This window comes from Pseudomonas sp. WMBT8 (assembly GCF_050916005.1).
Classification (GTDB): Bacteria; Pseudomonadota; Gammaproteobacteria; order Pseudomonadales; family Pseudomonadaceae; genus Aquipseudomonas.
On sequence record NZ_CP188096.1, the window covers coordinates 1334732 to 1352563 of the forward strand.

Here is a 17832-nt window from a genome sequence, read left to right on the forward strand (position 1 = left end):
GACGCGCCTCTCCCTTAAGGTAGGGCGCGAATAGACAACCGGCTGGCCAGGCACTCCCTGGCCGTCGACCCAAGACGGACGCTTATGAACCCGAATTTTCTTGATTTCGAACAGCCGATCGCTGACCTGCAAGCCAAGATCGAAGAGCTGCGCCTGGTCGGCAATGACAATTCGCTGAATATCGGCGATGAAATCTCCCGCCTGCAAGACAAGAGCAAGACGCTCACCGAAGACATCTTCGGCAAGCTGACCAGCTGGCAGATCGCGCGCCTGGCCCGCCACCCGCGCCGTCCGTACACCCTGGACTACATCGATCACATCTTCACCGAGTTCGACGAGTTGCATGGCGACCGTCACTTCTCCGATGACGCGGCGATTGTCGGCGGTATTGCTCGCCTGGACGACCAGCCGGTGATGGTGATTGGTCACCAGAAAGGCCGTGAAGTGCGCGAGAAAGTGCGTCGCAACTTCGGCATGCCGCGCCCGGAAGGCTACCGCAAGGCCTGCCGCCTGATGGAAATGGCTGAACGTTTCAAGATGCCGATCCTGACCTTTATCGACACCCCGGGCGCCTACCCAGGCATCGACGCTGAAGAGCGCAACCAGAGCGAAGCGATTGCCTGGAACCTGCGAGTGATGGCACGCCTGAAAACCCCGATCATCGCGACCGTGATCGGTGAAGGCGGTTCTGGCGGTGCGCTGGCCATTGGCGTCTGCGACCAACTGAACATGCTGCAGTATTCGACTTACGCTGTGATCTCGCCGGAAGGTTGCGCCTCGATCCTGTGGAAAACCGCAGAAAAGGCCCCGGATGCTGCCGAAGCCATGGGGATCACCGCTGATCGCCTGAAAGGCCTGGGCATCGTCGACAAAGTGATCGCCGAGCCCCTGGGCGGCGCACACCGCGACCCGGCTGCCGCATCGGCGACCATCCGCGCCGAACTCTGCGCGCAGTTGGATATGCTCAAAAAATTCGACAACGAAGCGCTGCTGGCCCGTCGTTACGAGCGCCTGATGAGCTACGGCCTCTAAGCCACGGCATTACCCATGTGGGAGCGGGCTTGCCCGCGATAGCAATGTGTCAGTGCCAGATTGGTTGACTGGTACACCGCTATCGCGGGCAGGCCCGCTCCCACATTTGCGTTGTGTATGCTTGGCTAACGTATTCCAGTTTTGCGGCGGTAACGTGCGATGAAACCAACTCTAACCGCCGAACTCCTGCAAGCCCTGGCCCCGTGGCGCAACGCCTCGGCCTGGCACATCGCTTTCTCTGGCGGACTCGACTCCACCGTCCTCCTGCACTTACTCGCTGACCTGGCAAAAAACCAATCCCTGCCACCTCTGCAGGCTATCCATGTCCATCACGGTCTCCAGGCTGCGGCTGACGGCTGGCCAGCCCATTGCCAGGCGGTCTGTGATGCCGCAGGTGTGCCGCTGCGGGTCATGCATGTGCAAGTGCAGCCAGGTGCAAGCCTGGAACGTGCGGCCCGTGACGCGCGGTACCAGGCGTTCGCCGAGATAATTGGCCCAAGTGAACTGCTACTCACCGGCCAGCACCGTGACGATCAGGCAGAAACCCTGCTGTTTCGCCTGCTGCGGGGCGCTGGGCTGCGGGGCCTCACCGGCATGCCAGCCCTGCGTCCCTTGGGTAAAGGGCACCTGGTGCGGCCGCTGCTGGACATGTCGCGAGCCGAGCTGGAAACCTACGCCCGCGAACAGCAGTTGAATTGGATCGAGGATCCCTCCAACGGCGACTCACGTTTCTCCCGCAATTACCTGCGTCATCAAGTATTCCCACTGCTCACCGCCCGCTGGCCCCAGGCCGCGAATACCCTGGCGCGAACCGCTGGGCATCTGGCGCAGGCCCAAGAGCTGCTCGATGAATTGGCGCAATTGGATGTGCAGGCTGCGCAGCGGCCATCGGCGCTTGCCTGGCTACCGTTGCCATCATTGGCACTTGCGCCGCTGCGAGATCTTTCCGACGCTCGGCAGCGCAACGCCCTACGGTACTGGCTGGCGCCGCTGACGTTGTTGCCCGACAGCGAGCACTGGATTGGCTGGCACACCTTGCGCGATGCCAAGTCGGACGCACAGCCCGTGTGGCGTTTGGCCGATGGCCAATTGCACCGTTGCAACGATCGCATCTGGTGGATGCCTGCCGATTGGTCGGAAATTTCTGATACGCCGCTAAGCTGGTCGCACCCGCAAAACCCACTACAGTTACCGGGCAACGGCCAGTTGTATTTCAGCGGGCATGCCCCTGAAGGCCCTTTGGGCATCCGTTACCGCCAGGGTGGTGAAGTCATGGAAGTGCCAGGTCGTGGCCGGCGTGACCTCAAGCGTTTGCTCAACGAAAGTGCTGTGCCAGGCTTTATCCGTGGCAGATTGCCGCTGCTGTACCAAGGCACCCGTCTGGTGGCCGTGGCCAACCTGGCAAGGGCCTCGACAGGGCAGGGGGATGACTGGCAATTACATTGGGCGCCACCAACCTGCGATCAAGGTTTGAGCTGATAGCGCCTTTCCGGTAGACTACGCTCCCTTCTTGATACAACTTCTGTGGATTCTCCTGAAACACAGTCGTTGCCGATTACCAAGCAGTCTTTGCTGGGCGATTCCAAAAAATGTGTAGCGATCAACGTACCGGTGTTCCATTGCTGGTCTGTCACAACGCGGCGGTTTTTTTGAAAGGTGCACTGTGATTAATGCAGGTGATCGGGGGCTTCGGCCTTCCTTCGCTTTCCCCGGCGGCTCCGACCGCTTTAACGCAGACTTCTAGGGTTTTTCATGACGCGCTACATATTCGTCACGGGCGGTGTTGTTTCTTCATTGGGGAAAGGCATTGCCTCCGCTTCGTTGGCGGCCATCCTGGAGGCGCGGGGACTTAAGGTCACCATGCTCAAGCTGGACCCGTACATCAACGTCGACCCGGGCACCATGAGCCCGTTCCAGCACGGTGAAGTGTTCGTCACCCACGACGGCGCCGAGACCGACCTGGACCTGGGCCACTACGAGCGGTTCATCCGCACGACCATGACCCAGAACAACAACTTCACCACCGGCCGTGTCTACGAGCACGTGCTGCGCAAGGAGCGCCGTGGTGACTACCTGGGTGCAACCATCCAGGTGATCCCGCACATCACCGACGAAATCAAGCGCCGCATCATCAAGGGTGCAGGCGATGCCGACGTGGCGATGGTCGAGATCGGTGGCACCGTGGGTGACATCGAATCCCAACCGTTCCTCGAAGCCATCCGCCAGTTGCGTTTTGAAGTCGGCGCCAAGCGCGCGATGCTGATGCACCTGACGCTGGTACCGTACATCGCCACCGCTGGCGAGACCAAAACCAAGCCTACCCAGCACTCGGTCAAGGAACTGCGTTCCATCGGCCTGCAGCCGGATGTGCTGGTGTGCCGTTCCGATCACCCGATCGACATTTCCTCGCGTCGCAAGATCGCCCAGTTCACCAACGTTGAAGAACGTGCGGTGATTGCCCTGGAAGACGCCGACACCATCTACAAGATCCCGGGCATTCTGCATTCCCAGGGCCTGGATGATTTTGTGGTCGAGCGTTTCGGCCTGCAGTGCAATGGCGCGGACCTGTCCGAGTGGGAAGCGGTGGTTGACGCCAAACTCAATCCTGAGCACGAAGTCACCATCGCCATGGTCGGCAAGTACATGGAGCTGCTGGACGCGTACAAGTCGTTGATCGAAGCGATGAGTCACGCCGGTATCAGCAACCGTACCAAGGTCAATCTGCGTTACATCGACTCTGAAGACATCGAAAACCAGGGCACCGCGCTGCTCGAAGGCGTCGATGCGATCCTCGTGCCAGGCGGTTTCGGCCTGCGTGGCGTGGAAGGCAAGATCACTGCGGTGCAGTACGCTCGTGAGAACAAGGTGCCGTACCTGGGTATCTGCCTGGGCATGCAAGTGGCCGTTATCGAGTTCGCTCGTAACGTGCTGGGCTGGAAAGACGCCAACTCCACCGAGTTCGATCACACCAGCGGCCACCCGGTCGTGGGCCTGATCACCGAGTGGGAAGATGCCACTGGCGCTGTCGAAACCCGTACCGAAAGCTCCGACCTGGGCGGCACCATGCGCCTTGGCGCACAGGATTGCCTGCTGGAGTCCGGCTCGCTGGTACACGACTGCTATGGCAAGGACGTGATCGTCGAGCGTCACCGTCATCGTTACGAAGTGAACAACAACCTGCTGCCGCAGATCAAAGAAGCCGGCCTGAAAGTCTCCGGTCGCTCCGGTGATGGCAAGCTGGTTGAAGTGGTTGAAGCCCCGGATCATCCCTGGTTCGTCGCTTGCCAGTTCCACCCTGAGTTCACCTCGACTCCGCGCGACGGTCACCCGTTGTTCAGCGGTTTCGTCAAGGCTGCACTGACGCAACATCAGAAGAAGGCGTAAACCTGATGGCCCAGAAGATCATTCGCGTAGGCGATATCGAAATTGCCAACGACAAGCCCATGGTGCTGTTTGGCGGCATGAACGTGCTGGAAAGCCGTGACATGGCGATGCAGGTCTGTGAAGAGTACGTAAAGGTTACCGAGAAACTGGGTATCCCTTATGTGTTCAAGGCCAGCTTCGACAAGGCCAACCGTTCGTCCGTGACCTCCTATCGCGGCCCGGGCCTTGAAGAAGGCATGCGGATCTTCCAGGACATCAAGCAAGCCTTCGGCGTGCCGATCATTACCGACGTCCACGAGCCCGAGCAGGCTGCAGTGGTCGCCGAGGTATGCGACATCATCCAGTTGCCGGCCTTCCTGTCGCGCCAGACCGACCTGGTCGTCGCGATGGCCAAGACCGGCGCTGTGATCAATATCAAGAAAGCCCAGTTCCTCGCTCCCCAGGAAATGAAACACATCCTGAACAAGTGCGTGGAAGCGGGTAATGACCAGTTGATCCTCTGCGAGCGTGGTTCGAGCTTCGGCTACAACAACCTCGTGGTGGATATGCTCGGTTTCGGCATCATGAAACAGTTCGAATACCCGGTATTCTTCGACGTGACCCATGCGCTGCAAATGCCGGGTGGTCGCGCCGATTCCGCCGGTGGCCGACGTGCCCAGGTACTGGACCTGGCCAAGGCCGGTATCAGCCAGTCCCTGGCTGGCCTGTTCCTGGAAGCCCACCCGGATCCGGACAACGCCAAGTGCGACGGTCCTTGTGCCCTGCGCCTGGACAAGTTGGAGCCATTCCTGGCCCAGCTCAAGCAGTTGGACGAACTGGTCAAGAGTTTTCCGACGGTAGAGACCGCGTAACCCGCGTTTCTCCGGTAAACTTTCCGCGCTTTATGCTCAGGCCCCCGGGCCTGAGTCTTGTCGTCTGCAAGCCTGCCCCGTTGTTCCACCCTTGCGGTCGGTCAAAAGATTTCCTTCAGCTGCGTCGTTTTCGTCAACTTTGGAGTGTTTACAACAATGGCAAAAATCGTCGACATCAAAGGTCGTGAAGTTCTCGACTCCCGTGGCAACCCCACCGTCGAAGCCGACGTGCTTCTCGATAACGGCATCATCGGCAGCGCCTGCGCGCCGTCCGGTGCTTCCACAGGTTCGCGCGAAGCGCTGGAACTGCGTGATGGCGACAAGAGCCGTTACCTGGGCAAGGGTGTCCTCAAGGCAGTAGCCAACATCAACGGTCCGATCCGCGACCTGTTGCTGGGCAAGGACCCGCTGGACCAGAAAGCCCTCGATCACGCGATGATCAAGCTCGATGGCACTGAAAACAAAGGCAGCCTCGGCGCCAATGCGATCCTCGCTGTATCCCTGGCTGCTGCAAAGGCCGCTGCTCAGGACCAGGACCTGCCGCTGTACGCGCACATTGCCAACCTGAACGGTACCCCAGGCGTCTACTCGATGCCGGTGCCAATGATGAACATCATCAACGGTGGCGAACACGCAGACAACAACGTCGATATCCAGGAATTCATGGTGCAGCCAGTCGGCGCCAAGACCTTCTCCGAAGGCCTGCGCATGGGCACCGAGATTTTCCACCACCTCAAAGCTGTGCTGAAGGCCCGTGGCCTGAGCACTGCGGTGGGTGACGAAGGTGGTTTCGCACCGAACCTTGCGTCCAACGAAGATGCACTGAAAGTGATCTCCGAAGCTGTGGCCAACGCTGGCTACAAGCTGGGCACCGACGTGACCCTGGCCCTGGACTGCGCGGCCAGCGAGTTCTTTGAGGACGGCAAGTACAACCTGTCCGGCGAAGGCCAGGTGTTCAACTCCGAAGGTTTTGCTGAATACCTCAAGGGCCTGACCCAGCGCTACCCGATCATTTCGATCGAAGACGGCCTGGACGAGTCCGACTGGGACGGCTGGAAAATCCTCACCGACAAGATCGGCGAGAAAATCCAACTGGTGGGCGACGACCTGTTCGTGACCAACACCAAGATCCTGAAAGAAGGCATCGACAAGAAGATCGCCAACTCGATCCTGATCAAGTTCAACCAGATCGGCACCCTGACCGAAACCCTGGAAGCGATCCAGATGGCCAAGGCTGCGGGCTACACTGCCGTGATCTCGCACCGCTCCGGTGAAACCGAAGATTCGACCATTGCCGACCTGGCCGTGGGCACCTCGGCGGGCCAGATCAAAACCGGTTCCCTGTGCCGCTCCGACCGCGTTTCCAAGTACAACCAACTGCTGCGTATCGAAGAGCAATTGGGCGGTAAAGCCAAATACAACGGCCGTGGTGAGTTTCGCGGCTGAGTAGTTGATGGTAAAAAGACAACGGATTGTGTCGGAAAACTCGCTATAGAGTGAATTTGCGCACTAATCTGATGCCTATCAAGCACAAGCCTGGGTCTTCCAGGCTTCGTGCTATCAGTTGCTTCAAAAGTTTTGCATGGCTGTCTTTTTTCACTGGATACCCGATATTCGATGCGCAGTCCCAATTGGTTGTTCCTCGTCTTGCTCTTGCTGCTGGCTGGCCTGCAGTACCGCCTTTGGGTGGGCAATGGCAGCCTGGCGCAGGTGACCGACCTGACCCAGCAAATTGCCGCGCAGCACGCCGAGAACGAGGTGTTGCTGGAGCGCAACCGTGTGCTCGATGCCGAAGTGCTTGAGTTGAAAAAAGGCATGGAGACCGTTGAAGAGCGGGCTCGTCATGAATTGGGCATGGTCAAGGAGGGTGAAACCCTCTACCAGTTGGCCCAATGAACGCCTGTTTGCCGGCCTTCTGGGCCGTGATTCCTGCCGCGGGCGTCGGTGCCCGCATGGCCGCGGACCGTCCCAAGCAGTATCTGCAGTTGGGCGGGCGCACTATTCTCGAACACAGCCTTGGCTGTTTCCTCGACCACCCGAGCCTCAAGGGGCTGGTGGTCAGTCTGGCTGTCGATGATCCTTACTGGCCCAACCTGGCGTGTGCTGGTGACCCGCGTATCCAGCGCGCGGACGGCGGGGCGGAGCGCTCAGGCTCGGTGCTCAATGCACTGCTGCAACTCAATGCCCTGGGCGCCAGCGATGACGACTGGGTGCTGGTGCACGATGCCGCACGGCCGAACCTGAGCCGCGAGGATCTCGACACGTTGTTGGCGCAGTTGGCGGATGACCCGGTGGGCGGCTTGCTGGCCGTACCGGCCCGCGACACCCTCAAGCGTGTCGACAAGCAGGGGCGGGTGGTGGAAACCATTGATCGCAGCCTGATCTGGCAAGCCTATACCCCGCAAATGTTCCGCCTGGGGGCCTTGCACCGCGCCTTGGCTGATAGCCTGGTGGCTGACGCGGTCATCACTGACGAAGCCTCGGCCATGGAATGGTCCGGCCAGGCGCCACGCCTGGTGGAAGGGCGCGCGGACAATATCAAGGTGACCCGGCCGGAGGATCTGGAGTGGCTCAGGTTGCGGTGGGCTAATCGCCGGTAGGCTGCTGGACCGAGGTGACTTCATCGCAGGCAAGCCAGCTCCCACACCTGACCGCATTCCAACAGGGATACGCGGTCAGGTGTGGGAGCTGGCTTGCCTGCGATGAGGCCAGGCCTGACGCCCCAGATCACCCGCCATACTCCGGCCGCCCAGCCAGCCCTTCCTTCAGGTAGTCCACCAACTTGCGCACCTTCGGCGACAAATGCCGCTGCTGCGGATACAGCGCCCACACTGCAGTATTCGGCGGTTGGTGGGACTCAAGTAGTGAAACCAGCGCGCCGCTGTGCAAGTGCTCCAGCACGTAATAATCCGGCAACTGGCATAACCCCACCCCTTGCAGCGCCGCATCCAGCACCGCCTGCCCACTGTTGCAGCGCCAGTTTCCCTGCACCCTTTGGGAAAATTCGCGCCCATCCTGGGCCAATTGCCAAATATCCGAGCTGCCGACCAGGCAGTTATGCCGGCTCAATTCCGACAAGCTATGGGGGCGCCCATACCGTTCCAGGTAGGACGGCGACGCACAGAGATACATGCGTCTGGGGGCCAGGCGGCTGGCGACCATTCGCGAGTCTTGCAGGCGGCCCAGGCGAATCGCCAGGTCCAGGCCTTCATGCACCAGGTCGAGGGGGCGGTTGCTCAGCTCTATATCCACGCGCAATTGCGGATACAGCCCCATGAAGCGCGTGACCAGCGGCACGATAAAGCGTTCGCCATAAGCCACGGCGCAGGTCATGCGCAACATACCCTTGGGTTCGCTGGTCAGGTCGCCTACGGCGCGCAGGGCCTCTTCGCGCCCATCCTGCAGGCGTTGGCAATGTTGCAGGAAGGTTTGCCCGGCCTCGGTCAGCGTAACGCGCCGGGTGCTGCGATACAGCAGGCGGGTTTGCAGGCGTTCTTCCAGGCGTGCGACCTGGCGGCTGATATGGGACGAGGACACGCCCAGGCGTTCGGCAGCCGCAGTAAATTGGCTGCATTCGGCGACGGCGACGAACTCATCGATGCCTTCCCAGCGGTTTTCCAGCATGGTGATTATCCCAGTACAGCAATAATGTTTTGCTTTTGCCTGGATTATTAATCAATGGGCCGTGTTTTACACTGTTCGTCTTACTTTTAAGCCCCAGGAGAAACCCGGATGATCAAGTCACGCGCCGCTGTCGCCTTTGAAGCCAAGAAACCACTGGAGATCGTGGAAGTGGATGTGGCCATGCCCAAGGCCGGTGAAGTCCTGTTGCGCGTGGTCGCTTCCGGGGTTTGCCACACTGACGCCTACACCCTGTCGGGCGCCGATCCGGAAGGCATCTTCCCATCGATCCTGGGCCACGAAGGCGGCGCGGTGGTCGAAGCGATTGGCGAGGGTGTGACTTCGGTGGCGGTGGGCGACCACGTGATCCCGCTGTACACCCCGGAATGTGGCAAGTGCAAGTTCTGCCTGTCGGGCAAGACCAACCTGTGCCAAGCCATCCGCGCGACCCAGGGCAAAGGCCTGATGCCAGACGGTACTACGCGTTTTTCCTACAAAGGGCAGCCGATCTTCCACTACATGGGGACTTCGACTTTTTCCGAGTACACAGTGTTGCCGGAAATCTCCGTGGCCAAGATTCCCAAAGAAGCGCCGCTGGAAAAAGTCTGCCTGCTGGGCTGTGGCGTCACCACTGGTATCGGTGCCGTGATTAACACCGCCAAGGTCAAGCCGGGTGACACCGTGGCCATTTTCGGCCTGGGCGGGATTGGTTTGTCGGCCGTGATCGGTGCAGTTAAAGCCAAGGCCGGTCGTATCATCGCCATCGACATCAACCCGGCCAAGTTCGAGATCGCCAAGCAGTTGGGTGCCACCGACTGTATCAACCCGAAAGACTACGACCGGCCGATCCAGGATGTGATTGTCGATTTGACCGACGGCGGTGTGGACTTTTCCTTCGAGTGCATCGGCAATGTCCAGCTGATGCGTGCGGCCCTAGAGTGCTGCCACAAAGGCTGGGGCGAGTCGGTAATCATTGGGGTCGCCGGGGCTGGCCAGGAAATATCCACCCGTCCATTCCAACTGGTGACCGGTCGTGTCTGGCGCGGTTCGGCCTTCGGTGGCGTGCGTGGCCGCAGCGAGTTGCCAAGCTACGTGGAAATGGCCCAGACCGGCGAAATCCCGTTGGATACCTTCATCACCCACACCATGGGCCTGGAAGATATCAATAAGGCATTCGACCTGATGCATGAAGGCAAGAGCATTCGTACCGTCATCCATTTCTGAGGTCGGCCATGAGTCTGGAAAACCTGTCATGCCAGAAGAGCTTCGGCGGCTGGCACAAACGCTATAAGCATCATTCCGAGGTGCTTGATTGCGATATGACCTTCGCCGTCTACCTGCCACCGCAGGCGGAGCAAGGCGGCAAGTTGCCGGTGCTGTACTGGCTGTCGGGCTTGACCTGCACCGATGAGAATTTCATGCAAAAGGCCGGCGCGCAGCGTATGGCGGCTGAGCTGGGGTTGATCATCGTCGCCCCGGACACCAGCCCCCGTGGGCCGGGTGTGCCGGGCGACCCGGACAATGCCTGGGACTTTGGCCTGGGTGCCGGGTTTTACTTGAATGCCACGCAGCAACCGTGGAGCAAGCACTATCGGATGCATGACTATGTCGTGCAGGAATTGCCGGCGTTGGTTGAAGCGCATTTCCCGGCGTCCGACAAGCGCGGCATCAGCGGGCATTCAATGGGCGGCCACGGTGCGCTGGTATGCGCCTTGCGCAATCCGGGGCGCTACCAGTCGGTGTCGGCGTTTTCGCCGATCAACAATCCGATGGATTGCCCTTGGGGGCAGAAAGCTTTTTCCCGCTACCTGGGGGAAGAGCGCTCCAAGTGGCGTGAATGGGATACCTGCGTGCTGATCAGCGAAGCCTCGGAAAAACTGCCACTGCTGGTGGACCAGGGTGATCGCGACGACTTCCTCGCCACTCAACTCAAGCCCGAAGCCTTGCAACAAGCCGCCAAGGCCGCCGGCCATCCGCTGGAGCTGCGCCTGCAACCGGGCTACGACCACAGCTACTTCTTTATCGCCAGCTTCATCGATGACCACTTGCGTCATCATGGACGTGCTTTGCTCGGTTAATGTCTGGCAAAAGTAGGTAGAATCACGCCCTGAATTAACTCGGGGCGTTTTTTTATGCGTATTGGCCACGGCTATGATGTGCACCGTTTCGCCGAAGGCGACTTCATCACCCTGGGCGGCGTGCGCATTGCGCACCACCATGGGTTGCTGGCTCATTCCGACGGCGACGTTGTGCTGCATGCCTTGAGCGATGCCTTGCTCGGCGCGGCTGCATTGGGAGATATCGGCAAACACTTTCCGGACACCGATCCCACTTTCAAGGGCGCGGACAGTCGCGTGCTGCTGCGGCATGTGGTCGGCCTGATCCATGCCAAGGGCTGGAAGGTCGGCAACGTCGATAACACCATCGTTGCCCAGGCACCCAAAATGGCCCCGCATATCGAATCGATGCGCGCAGTGATTGCCGCCGATCTGCAAATAGAACTGGATCAAGTCAACGTGAAAGCCACCACCACCGAAAAACTCGGGTTTACCGGTCGTGAAGAGGGCATTGCGGTGCACTCTGTCGCCTTGTTGCTGCGCGCATGAACGAACTGCAACTGTTGGGCCCGCGGGCCTATGGCGAGGCGCTGGGCAGCGCGGTGCTCAAGGCGACTGCCGAAGATTTCCAAGTGGATGAAGTGCTGGATATCCCGCTGACCGGCGAGGGTGAGCACCTGTGGTTGTGGGTGGAAAAGCGCGGCCTGAACACTGAAGAGGCTGCGCGACGTATTGCCAAGGCTGCCGGCGTGCCCTTGCGCACGGTGAGCTATGCCGGCCTCAAGGATCGCCAGGCGCTGACGCGCCAGTGGTTCAGCGTGCAACTGCCGGGCAAGGCCGACCCAGACCTGAGTGCGGCGGAAAACGACACCCTGAAAATCCTCAAGGCCGCCCGTCATAAACGCAAGTTGCAGCGTGGCGCCCATGCGGCCAACGGTTTTACCCTGCGCCTGACCCAACTGGCCGGCGACCACGGCGCGATTGATGCGCGCCTGCAATTGATCGCCAAGCACGGTATCCCCAACTATTTCGGCGCCCAGCGTTTTGGCCATGATGGCGGTAACGTCGTCGATGCCCGCGACTGGGCGGCCCGCAAGGTGTTGCCGGAACAGCGCAACGTACGTTCGCGCCTGCTATCGACCGCGCGCAGCTTTGTGTTCAATAAGGTGTTGGCGGCGCGGGTTGCCGATGGATCATGGCAGCGCGCCCAGGTCGGTGACCTGCTGGCGTTCACCGACAGCCGCAGCTTTTTCCCGGCGGGGGAGGCGGAGTGCAGCGATCCGCGCCTGGCCATCCTCGACCTGCATCCCACCGGCCCACAGTGGGGTGAAGGCGATTCGCCCGCCGCTGGCGCAACCCATGAGCTGGAGCAAGCTGTCGCCGCGAGCGAGGCGCACCTGTGCGAGTGGCTGGCCAAAGCCGGCATGAGCCAGGAACGGCGCATTCTGCGACTGCCCATTGGCGGGTTGACGTGGCATTATCCCGAGACTGACATTCTGCAATTGGAATTCGTCCTGCCGGCCGGATGCTTCGCCACTGTCTTGGTGCGCGAGCTTGTTGATCTGGTGCCGGTGGGGCAGACGGACAGCCCATGCGTATTCTGATATCTAACGACGACGGGGTCACCGCACCCGGCCTTGCCGCGCTTCATGCTGCGCTGGCAGATTATGCCGAGTGCGTGGTGGTTGCCCCGGACCAGGACAAAAGTGGCGCCAGCAGTTCGCTGACGCTCGACCGTCCCTTGCACCCGCAGACCCTGGCCAACGGCTTTATCAGCGTTAATGGCACGCCGACCGATTGCGTGCACCTGGCCATCAACAGCTTGCTGGCCGATGAGCCGGACCTGGTGGTTTCCGGGATCAACCTGGGCGCCAACCTGGGCGATGACGTGCTGTATTCCGGCACCGTGGCGGCGGCCCTGGAAGGGCGCTTCCTGGGGCGGACGGCCTTTGCCTTTTCGCTGGCGTCGCGGCAGGTGGATAACCTGGCGACCGCCGCTTATTTTGCGCGCAAGCTGGTTGAGGCCCACGGCACCCTGGTGCTGCCACCGCGTACGGTGCTCAACGTCAATATTCCCAATCTGCCCCTGGACCATATTCGCGGCATCCAATTGACCCGCCTGGGCCACCGCGCCCGCGCTGCGGCACCGCTGAAAGTGGTGGATCCCCGTGGCAGGGAAGGCTACTGGATTGCCGCAGCGGGCGACGCCGAGGATGGCGGGCCGGGCACGGACTTTCATGCGGTGATGCAAGGTTATGTTTCGATTACCCCGCTGCAACTCGATCGCACCTTCAATGATGCCTTCGGTGGTCTCGATCCCTGGCTGGAGGGGCTGCGCTGATGGCTCGTGAACAGGACGACCTGTTGCGCCGGGGCATCGGCATGACCTCCCAACGCACCCGTGAGCGTTTGATCCAGCGACTCTATGAAGAGGGACTGTCCAACGCCCAGGTGCTGGAAGTCATCCGCCGTACCCCGCGCCATCTGTTTGTCGATGAGGCCCTGGCCCATCGCGCCTACGAAGACACCGCGCTACCGATTGGCCACAACCAAACCATCTCCCAGCCCTATATGGTGGCGCGGATGAGTGAGCTGTTGTTGGCGGCGGGTCCCTTGGACAAAGTGCTGGAGATTGGCACCGGCTCCGGCTACCAGACTGCCGTGCTCTCGCAACTCGTGGAGCGGGTGTTTTCCGTCGAGCGGATCAAGGTCCTGCAGGACCGGGCCAAGGAGCGCCTGGTGGAGCTGAACCTGCGCAACGTAGTGTTTCGTTGGGGTGATGGCTGGGAAGGCTGGCCGGCCTTGGCGCCCTACAACGGCATCATCGTGACTGCGGTGGCCACCGATGTACCTCAGGCACTTCTGGACCAATTGGCTCCGGGCGGGCGCCTGGTGATTCCGGTGGGATCGGGCGAAGTGCAACAGTTGATGTTGATCGTGCGCGAAGAAGAGGGTTTTTCCCGGCATGTCCTGGGGGCAGTGCGTTTCGTTCCGTTACTTAATGGGCCGCTGGCCTGAACAATTGTCACGGTGTAGTGAATTCTATTGCTGGGTATGTGTCTTACAGCGGGGTTCATCGAGTCAACATCAAGTTGGGTAGTTATTAAACGAGATGAATTTTTCGTTTCTACCTTGTTGCCGGTTAAAGTCTGGCAGCCAGTTATACTTGCGACATATTTCAAGCCTGATACAGGCGTTCATGTTTCAGCCACCACAAAGGGAGCGGCGGGTGAGTCTCACAGTCATTGCGCAGCGTATGAGTAAAACTAGCTTTCAGCGACTGGTGATTGGCCTTGTCTTGAGTTCCTTGCTGGCTGCCTGCTCCAGCACAGGCAGCGGCGCGCGCGTGGTTGACCGCAATAATGCGGCACCGCAACGGCCGACGGTGACCACCGGGCAATACGTGGTGCGTAAGGGCGATACCATGTTCTCGATCGCCTTCCGTTATGGCTGGGACTACAAGGCGCTGGCCGCGCGTAACAACATTCCTGTGCCTTATACGATACATCCGGGGCAAACCATCCGTTTCGATGGGCGCACGGGTTCGGCGCCCACGGCAGTTGTGACAAAATCCGGTTCATCGGCCTCTTCTTCCAGCAAGACGACGGTCTTCACCCGGCCTGCAGGCACCGTTGCGCCTAAGGTTGCGAGCAAGCCGGCACCCGCGCCGTTGCCACCTGCGGGACCGGCACCGACCGGTTGGGGATGGCCCTCAAATGGCATTCTTATTGGAAAATTCTCTTCAAACGGTAGTTTGAATAAAGGCATTGATATCGCCGGAGATTTGGGACAGCCTGTTTTAGCTGCGTCTGATGGGACTGTTGTATACGCCGGGAGTGGTCTACGGGGCTACGGCGAATTAGTCATCATCAAACACAGCGATACCTACGTCAGTGCCTACGGTCATAACCGCAGGTTGTTGGTTCGGGAGGGGCAGCAGGTCAAAGTCGGACAGACAATTGCCGAAATGGGGTCGACTGGTACAGACCGGGTGAAACTGCACTTTGAGATTCGCCGCCAAGGTAAACCTGTAGATCCACTGCAATTCCTACCCCGGCGTTGATGTGTTGTCAGCCTGTTCCCTCACGTAGAAGGAGCAGGCTCCAGCGTTGCCAAGGATAAAGGCGTCGCTTGAGCTTGAGGTCGAACTCACCAAAGGACTATAACAATGGCTCTCAGTAAAGAAGCGCCGGAGTTTGACATCGACGATGAGGTTCTCCTTATGGAGACCGGCATCGGTACGGAATCGATGTCGAATGAGGGACCCGCTGTACCTTCAGTTCGTACCAAGTCCAAAAACTCCACAGCGTTAAAACAGCATAAGTATATTGATTACACCCGGGCGCTCGATGCGACCCAGTTGTACCTCAATGAAATCGGCTTTTCCCCCTTGCTCACTCCCGAAGAAGAAGTCCATTTTGCGCGATTGTCGCAAAAGGGAGATCCGGCTGGGCGCAAGCGCATGATTGAAAGCAACCTGCGCCTGGTGGTGAAAATCGCCCGACGCTACGTCAATCGTGGGCTTTCCCTGTTGGACCTGATCGAAGAGGGCAACCTCGGCTTGATCCGGGCGGTAGAGAAGTTTGACCCCGAGCGGGGTTTTCGCTTTTCGACCTACGCGACGTGGTGGATTCGCCAGACCATTGAGCGCGCAATCATGAATCAGACCCGGACCATCCGGTTGCCGATTCATGTCGTCAAGGAGCTTAACGTGTACCTGCGGGCGGCACGCGAGCTTACCCAGAAACTTGATCATGAACCTTCGCCTGAAGAGATCGCCAACCTGCTGGAAAAACCAGTGGGAGAGGTCAAGCGCATGCTCGGGCTTAACGAGCGTGTGTCTTCGGTCGATGTCTCGCTGGGTCCGGATTCGGATAAAACCTTGCTGGACACCCTTACGGATGACCGACCCACGGATCCGTGTGAGCTGTTGCAGGACGATGACTTGTCGCAAAGTATCGATCAATGGCTTTCAGAGCTGACGGACAAGCAGCGCGAGGTGGTGATTCGCCGCTTTGGCCTGCGTGGCCATGAAAGCAGCACCCTGGAAGATGTTGGCCTGGAGATCGGCTTGACCCGTGAGCGGGTGCGGCAGATCCAGGTAGAGGGTCTCAAGCGCTTGCGGGAGATCCTGGAGAAAAATGGCTTGTCGAGTGAGTCGTTGTTTCAGTAGCGGCTTGTAAGGTAGCTATGAGAACGCCCGGTGCATGGGAATGCACCGGGCGTTTTGCGTTGTGCCAATCCCCTTGCGGGAGCCCGGCTTGCCGGCGATGGCGACCTTGAGGGCGGCCCTCGCTGGCAAGGTCAGTATCAAATCCCAGGCATAAAAAAACCCCGCTTTTAAGGGCGGGGTTCTTTCGACTAAGTCAGTACAAGTTAGATAACTTGAACTTCTTCAGCTTGCATGCCTTTCTGACCGCGGGTAGCGATGAAAGAAACCTGTTGGCCTTCTTTCAGGCTTTTGAAGCCGTCGGATTGGATAGCTTTGAAGTGAACGAACAGGTCGTCACCGGATTGTGGAGTGATGAAGCCGAAGCCTTTTTCATCGTTGAACCACTTAACGGTACCAGTTTGGCGATTAGACATGGTGTATCTCCTTGGACAAAGTTAACTGCGACTCAGGAAAAGCCCTGGCCGAGACTGAGTGCAAAGAGCAGGAAAAATTCTTGGAGATGGTTGGATCGAAATTCAACATATCGTGTAGAGATTCTCAGTGACACAAGCAGCACAGTGGCGCCACCTTAACCCTTTTTCCGGAACGTGCCAATGGTATTTCCGAAGGTTTCTCTATTTTCGTGACTGGCGGTGCCTTTTACAGGCCTGCGGCCCTTAAATTCAGGGCCAAGGCCCGCCCCGTACGGCTGACAGTTGCCCGGCGCAACTTAATCAAGAAAAACCCCCGCGTCCTTTGAACCGCGAGGCCAGCCCCGGTAAGATGCCCAACAGAATTTTCCACCTCGCTATTCAGGACACCCGCCATGAGCATCAAATCGGACAAGTGGATTCGCCGCATGGCGCAAGAGCACGGCATGATCGAACCCTTCGTCGAGCGCCAGATGCGCGGTGAAGGCGCCGAACGCCTGATTTCATTCGGGGTTTCCAGCTACGGCTACGATGTGCGTTGCGCCGATGAGTTCAAGGTCTTCACCAACATCAACTCGGCCACCGTCGATCCGAAAAACTTCGATGAAAAGAGCTTTGTCGATGTGAAGAGCGACGTGTGCATCATCCCACCAAACTCCTTCGCCCTGGCGCGCACCGTCGAGTTCTTCCGGATCCCGCGCAACGTCCTGACCATCTGCCTGGGCAAGAGCACCTACGCGCGCTGCGGCATTATCGTCAACGTGACGCCGCTTGAGCCTGAGTGGGAAGGCCACGTGACCCTGGAGTTCTCCAACACCACCACCTTGCCGGCCAAGATCTACGCCAATGAAGGCGTGGCGCAGATGCTGTTCTTCGAATCCGACGAAGAGTGCGAAGTGTCCTATAAGGACCGTGGCGGCAAGTACCAGGGCCAGCGCGGCGTCACTCTGCCACGCACCTGATAGAAACGTCTTACAGCTCAAGGGAATTTGTCAGCGGGCAGGCACTCTATTGGGTGTACTGCCTCGGCGCGTGCACAGCGCGTCGAGCCACGCTTGAGGAGTACCCTATGAAGATCGACCCGCGAATCAGCGCCGAACTTGCTCGGCTGGAACCCAATCAGATTGGTGTTCTGGCCTGGTCCCTGATGGCCGACCCCGCCGCCGGCGGCATCCCAGGCCAGCCTGACCCCGATACCCCGGAACAACCTACCGAGCCTGGCGTACCCACCCTGCCGGACGAGCCACCACCCGCGCCAGTGGCCTGACGCCTCGCCCTTTGTAGGAGCCGGCTTGCCGGCGATG

The 17832-nt window shown here is 59.6% G+C and carries 19 protein-coding genes; 17 read left to right on the forward strand and 2 right to left on the reverse strand.

From position 1 onward, the window contains the following. The first annotated feature begins 84 nt into the window (after window positions 1-84). The 7 genes from ACO77H_RS05815 to ispD all read left to right on the forward strand — a co-directional run bounded on the left by ACO77H_RS05815 (window position 85) and on the right by ispD (window position 7867). Window positions 85-1032 (forward strand): acetyl-CoA carboxylase carboxyltransferase subunit alpha, encoded by a 948-nt coding sequence (locus ACO77H_RS05815; protein WP_029297260.1) that lies wholly within the window; start codon window positions 85-87, stop codon window positions 1030-1032. A gap of 159 nt (window positions 1033-1191) precedes the next feature. After that, window positions 1192-2511 (forward strand): tRNA lysidine(34) synthetase TilS, encoded by a 1320-nt coding sequence (gene tilS / locus ACO77H_RS05820; protein WP_432755146.1) that lies wholly within the window; start codon window positions 1192-1194, stop codon window positions 2509-2511. A gap of 273 nt (window positions 2512-2784) precedes the next feature. Further along, complete coding sequence (locus tag ACO77H_RS05825) at window positions 2785-4416, forward strand: CTP synthase (protein WP_169955463.1); 1632 nt, start codon at window positions 2785-2787, stop codon at window positions 4414-4416. A 5-nt stretch (window positions 4417-4421) separates the two neighbouring features. Beyond that, a complete protein-coding gene (kdsA, locus tag ACO77H_RS05830) occupies window positions 4422-5267 on the forward strand; it encodes a 3-deoxy-8-phosphooctulonate synthase (RefSeq protein WP_010212442.1) in 846 nt (281 codons plus the stop codon). 156 nt (window positions 5268-5423) lie between these two features. After that, window positions 5424-6713, forward strand: coding sequence for a phosphopyruvate hydratase (gene eno, locus ACO77H_RS05835; RefSeq protein ID WP_169955464.1), 1290 nt, complete (start codon window positions 5424-5426; stop codon window positions 6711-6713). A 171-nt stretch (window positions 6714-6884) separates the two neighbouring features. Beyond that, window positions 6885-7163, forward strand: coding sequence for a cell division protein FtsB (ftsB, locus tag ACO77H_RS05840; RefSeq protein ID WP_029297251.1), 279 nt, complete (start codon window positions 6885-6887; stop codon window positions 7161-7163). Then, window positions 7160-7867, forward strand: coding sequence for a 2-C-methyl-D-erythritol 4-phosphate cytidylyltransferase (gene ispD / locus ACO77H_RS05845; protein WP_169955465.1), 708 nt, complete (start codon window positions 7160-7162; stop codon window positions 7865-7867). The genes ftsB and ispD overlap by 4 nt, the downstream gene beginning before the upstream one ends. A 127-nt stretch (window positions 7868-7994) precedes the next feature. Here ispD and ACO77H_RS05850 read toward each other — a convergent pair whose 3' ends face one another. Continuing rightward, on the reverse strand, window positions 7995-8891 hold the full coding sequence (locus ACO77H_RS05850; RefSeq protein ID WP_169955466.1) for a LysR substrate-binding domain-containing protein: 897 nt from the start codon (window positions 8889-8891) through the stop codon (window positions 7995-7997). Between the two features lie 108 nt (window positions 8892-8999). On the opposite strand from ACO77H_RS05850, the gene ACO77H_RS05855 reads away from it, so the two are divergent. The 8 genes from ACO77H_RS05855 (at window position 9000) to rpoS (ending at window position 16118) form a co-directional block, all read left to right on the forward strand. Then, a complete protein-coding gene (locus tag ACO77H_RS05855; RefSeq protein ID WP_169955467.1) occupies window positions 9000-10112 on the forward strand; it encodes an S-(hydroxymethyl)glutathione dehydrogenase/class III alcohol dehydrogenase in 1113 nt (370 codons plus the stop codon). A gap of 8 nt (window positions 10113-10120) precedes the next feature. Continuing rightward, window positions 10121-10966 (forward strand): S-formylglutathione hydrolase, encoded by an 846-nt coding sequence (gene fghA, locus ACO77H_RS05860; protein WP_432755147.1) that lies wholly within the window; start codon window positions 10121-10123, stop codon window positions 10964-10966. A 54-nt stretch (window positions 10967-11020) separates the two neighbouring features. Next, window positions 11021-11494, forward strand: coding sequence for a 2-C-methyl-D-erythritol 2,4-cyclodiphosphate synthase (gene ispF, locus ACO77H_RS05865; protein ID WP_029297241.1), 474 nt, complete (start codon window positions 11021-11023; stop codon window positions 11492-11494). Next, entirely contained in the window at window positions 11491-12549 is a 1059-nt protein-coding gene (truD, locus tag ACO77H_RS05870; protein WP_170042918.1) for a tRNA pseudouridine(13) synthase TruD, read from the forward strand. Before ispF ends, truD begins: the two co-directional genes overlap by 4 nt. After that, on the forward strand, window positions 12537-13286 hold the full coding sequence (gene surE, locus ACO77H_RS05875; protein WP_029297237.1) for a 5'/3'-nucleotidase SurE: 750 nt from the start codon (window positions 12537-12539) through the stop codon (window positions 13284-13286). Before truD ends, surE begins: the two co-directional genes overlap by 13 nt. 41 nt (window positions 13287-13327) lie before the next feature. Then, complete coding sequence (locus tag ACO77H_RS05880; protein ID WP_169865481.1) at window positions 13328-13963, forward strand: protein-L-isoaspartate(D-aspartate) O-methyltransferase; 636 nt, start codon at window positions 13328-13330, stop codon at window positions 13961-13963. 211 nt (window positions 13964-14174) lie between these two features. Further along, window positions 14175-15008 carry a peptidoglycan DD-metalloendopeptidase family protein gene (locus tag ACO77H_RS05885; protein ID WP_169955470.1) on the forward strand — a complete coding sequence of 278 codons (834 nt, stop codon included), beginning with the start codon at window positions 14175-14177 and terminating at the stop codon, window positions 15006-15008. Between the two features lie 105 nt (window positions 15009-15113). Further along, window positions 15114-16118 carry an RNA polymerase sigma factor RpoS gene (gene rpoS / locus ACO77H_RS05890; protein WP_038446486.1) on the forward strand — a complete coding sequence of 335 codons (1005 nt, stop codon included), beginning with the start codon at window positions 15114-15116 and terminating at the stop codon, window positions 16116-16118. Between the two features lie 203 nt (window positions 16119-16321). On the opposite strand, the gene ACO77H_RS05895 is transcribed toward rpoS, so the two are convergent. Beyond that, on the reverse strand, window positions 16322-16531 hold the full coding sequence (locus ACO77H_RS05895; RefSeq protein WP_002554837.1) for a cold-shock protein: 210 nt from the start codon (window positions 16529-16531) through the stop codon (window positions 16322-16324). Window positions 16532-16923: 392 nt separating this feature from the next. Between ACO77H_RS05895 and dcd the strand changes: the two genes are divergently transcribed. Continuing rightward, window positions 16924-17490, forward strand: a complete 567-nt coding sequence (dcd, locus tag ACO77H_RS05900) for a dCTP deaminase (protein ID WP_003219273.1) — start codon at window positions 16924-16926, stop codon at window positions 17488-17490. 107 nt (window positions 17491-17597) lie between these two features. Then, the gene (locus ACO77H_RS05905; RefSeq protein ID WP_029297182.1) at window positions 17598-17795 is read left to right on the forward strand and encodes a hypothetical protein; all 198 of its coding nucleotides are present in this window, start codon (window positions 17598-17600) and stop codon (window positions 17793-17795) included. Window positions 17796-17832: the final 37 nt, after the last annotated feature.

Bases quoted from the DNA above. Each gene is read 5' to 3' on its own strand.
- kdsA (WP_010212442.1), top strand. From the start codon at position 4,422: ATGGCCCAGAAGATCATTCGCGTAGGCGATATCGAAATTGCCAACGAC.
- ACO77H_RS05855 (WP_169955467.1), top strand. From the start codon at position 9,000: ATGATCAAGTCACGCGCCGCTGTCGCCTTTGAAGCCAAGAAACCACTG.
- ACO77H_RS05905 (WP_029297182.1), top strand. From the start codon at position 17,598: ATGAAGATCGACCCGCGAATCAGCGCCGAACTTGCTCGGCTGGAACCC.
- truD (WP_170042918.1), top strand. From the start codon at position 11,491: ATGAACGAACTGCAACTGTTGGGCCCGCGGGCCTATGGCGAGGCGCTG.
- surE (WP_029297237.1), top strand. From the start codon at position 12,537: ATGCGTATTCTGATATCTAACGACGACGGGGTCACCGCACCCGGCCTT.
- ACO77H_RS05815 (WP_029297260.1), top strand. From the start codon at position 85: ATGAACCCGAATTTTCTTGATTTCGAACAGCCGATCGCTGACCTGCAA.
- fghA (WP_432755147.1), top strand. From the start codon at position 10,121: ATGAGTCTGGAAAACCTGTCATGCCAGAAGAGCTTCGGCGGCTGGCAC.
- ACO77H_RS05895 (WP_002554837.1), bottom strand. From the start codon at position 16,531: ATGTCTAATCGCCAAACTGGTACCGTTAAGTGGTTCAACGATGAAAAA.
- ispD (WP_169955465.1), top strand. From the start codon at position 7,160: ATGAACGCCTGTTTGCCGGCCTTCTGGGCCGTGATTCCTGCCGCGGGC.
- ispF (WP_029297241.1), top strand. From the start codon at position 11,021: ATGCGTATTGGCCACGGCTATGATGTGCACCGTTTCGCCGAAGGCGAC.
- dcd (WP_003219273.1), top strand. From the start codon at position 16,924: ATGAGCATCAAATCGGACAAGTGGATTCGCCGCATGGCGCAAGAGCAC.
- ACO77H_RS05850 (WP_169955466.1), bottom strand. From the start codon at position 8,891: ATGCTGGAAAACCGCTGGGAAGGCATCGATGAGTTCGTCGCCGTCGCC.
- ACO77H_RS05825 (WP_169955463.1), top strand. From the start codon at position 2,785: ATGACGCGCTACATATTCGTCACGGGCGGTGTTGTTTCTTCATTGGGG.
- ftsB (WP_029297251.1), top strand. From the start codon at position 6,885: ATGCGCAGTCCCAATTGGTTGTTCCTCGTCTTGCTCTTGCTGCTGGCT.
- rpoS (WP_038446486.1), top strand. From the start codon at position 15,114: ATGGCTCTCAGTAAAGAAGCGCCGGAGTTTGACATCGACGATGAGGTT.
- ACO77H_RS05880 (WP_169865481.1), top strand. From the start codon at position 13,328: ATGACCTCCCAACGCACCCGTGAGCGTTTGATCCAGCGACTCTATGAA.
- tilS (WP_432755146.1), top strand. From the start codon at position 1,192: ATGAAACCAACTCTAACCGCCGAACTCCTGCAAGCCCTGGCCCCGTGG.
- eno (WP_169955464.1), top strand. From the start codon at position 5,424: ATGGCAAAAATCGTCGACATCAAAGGTCGTGAAGTTCTCGACTCCCGT.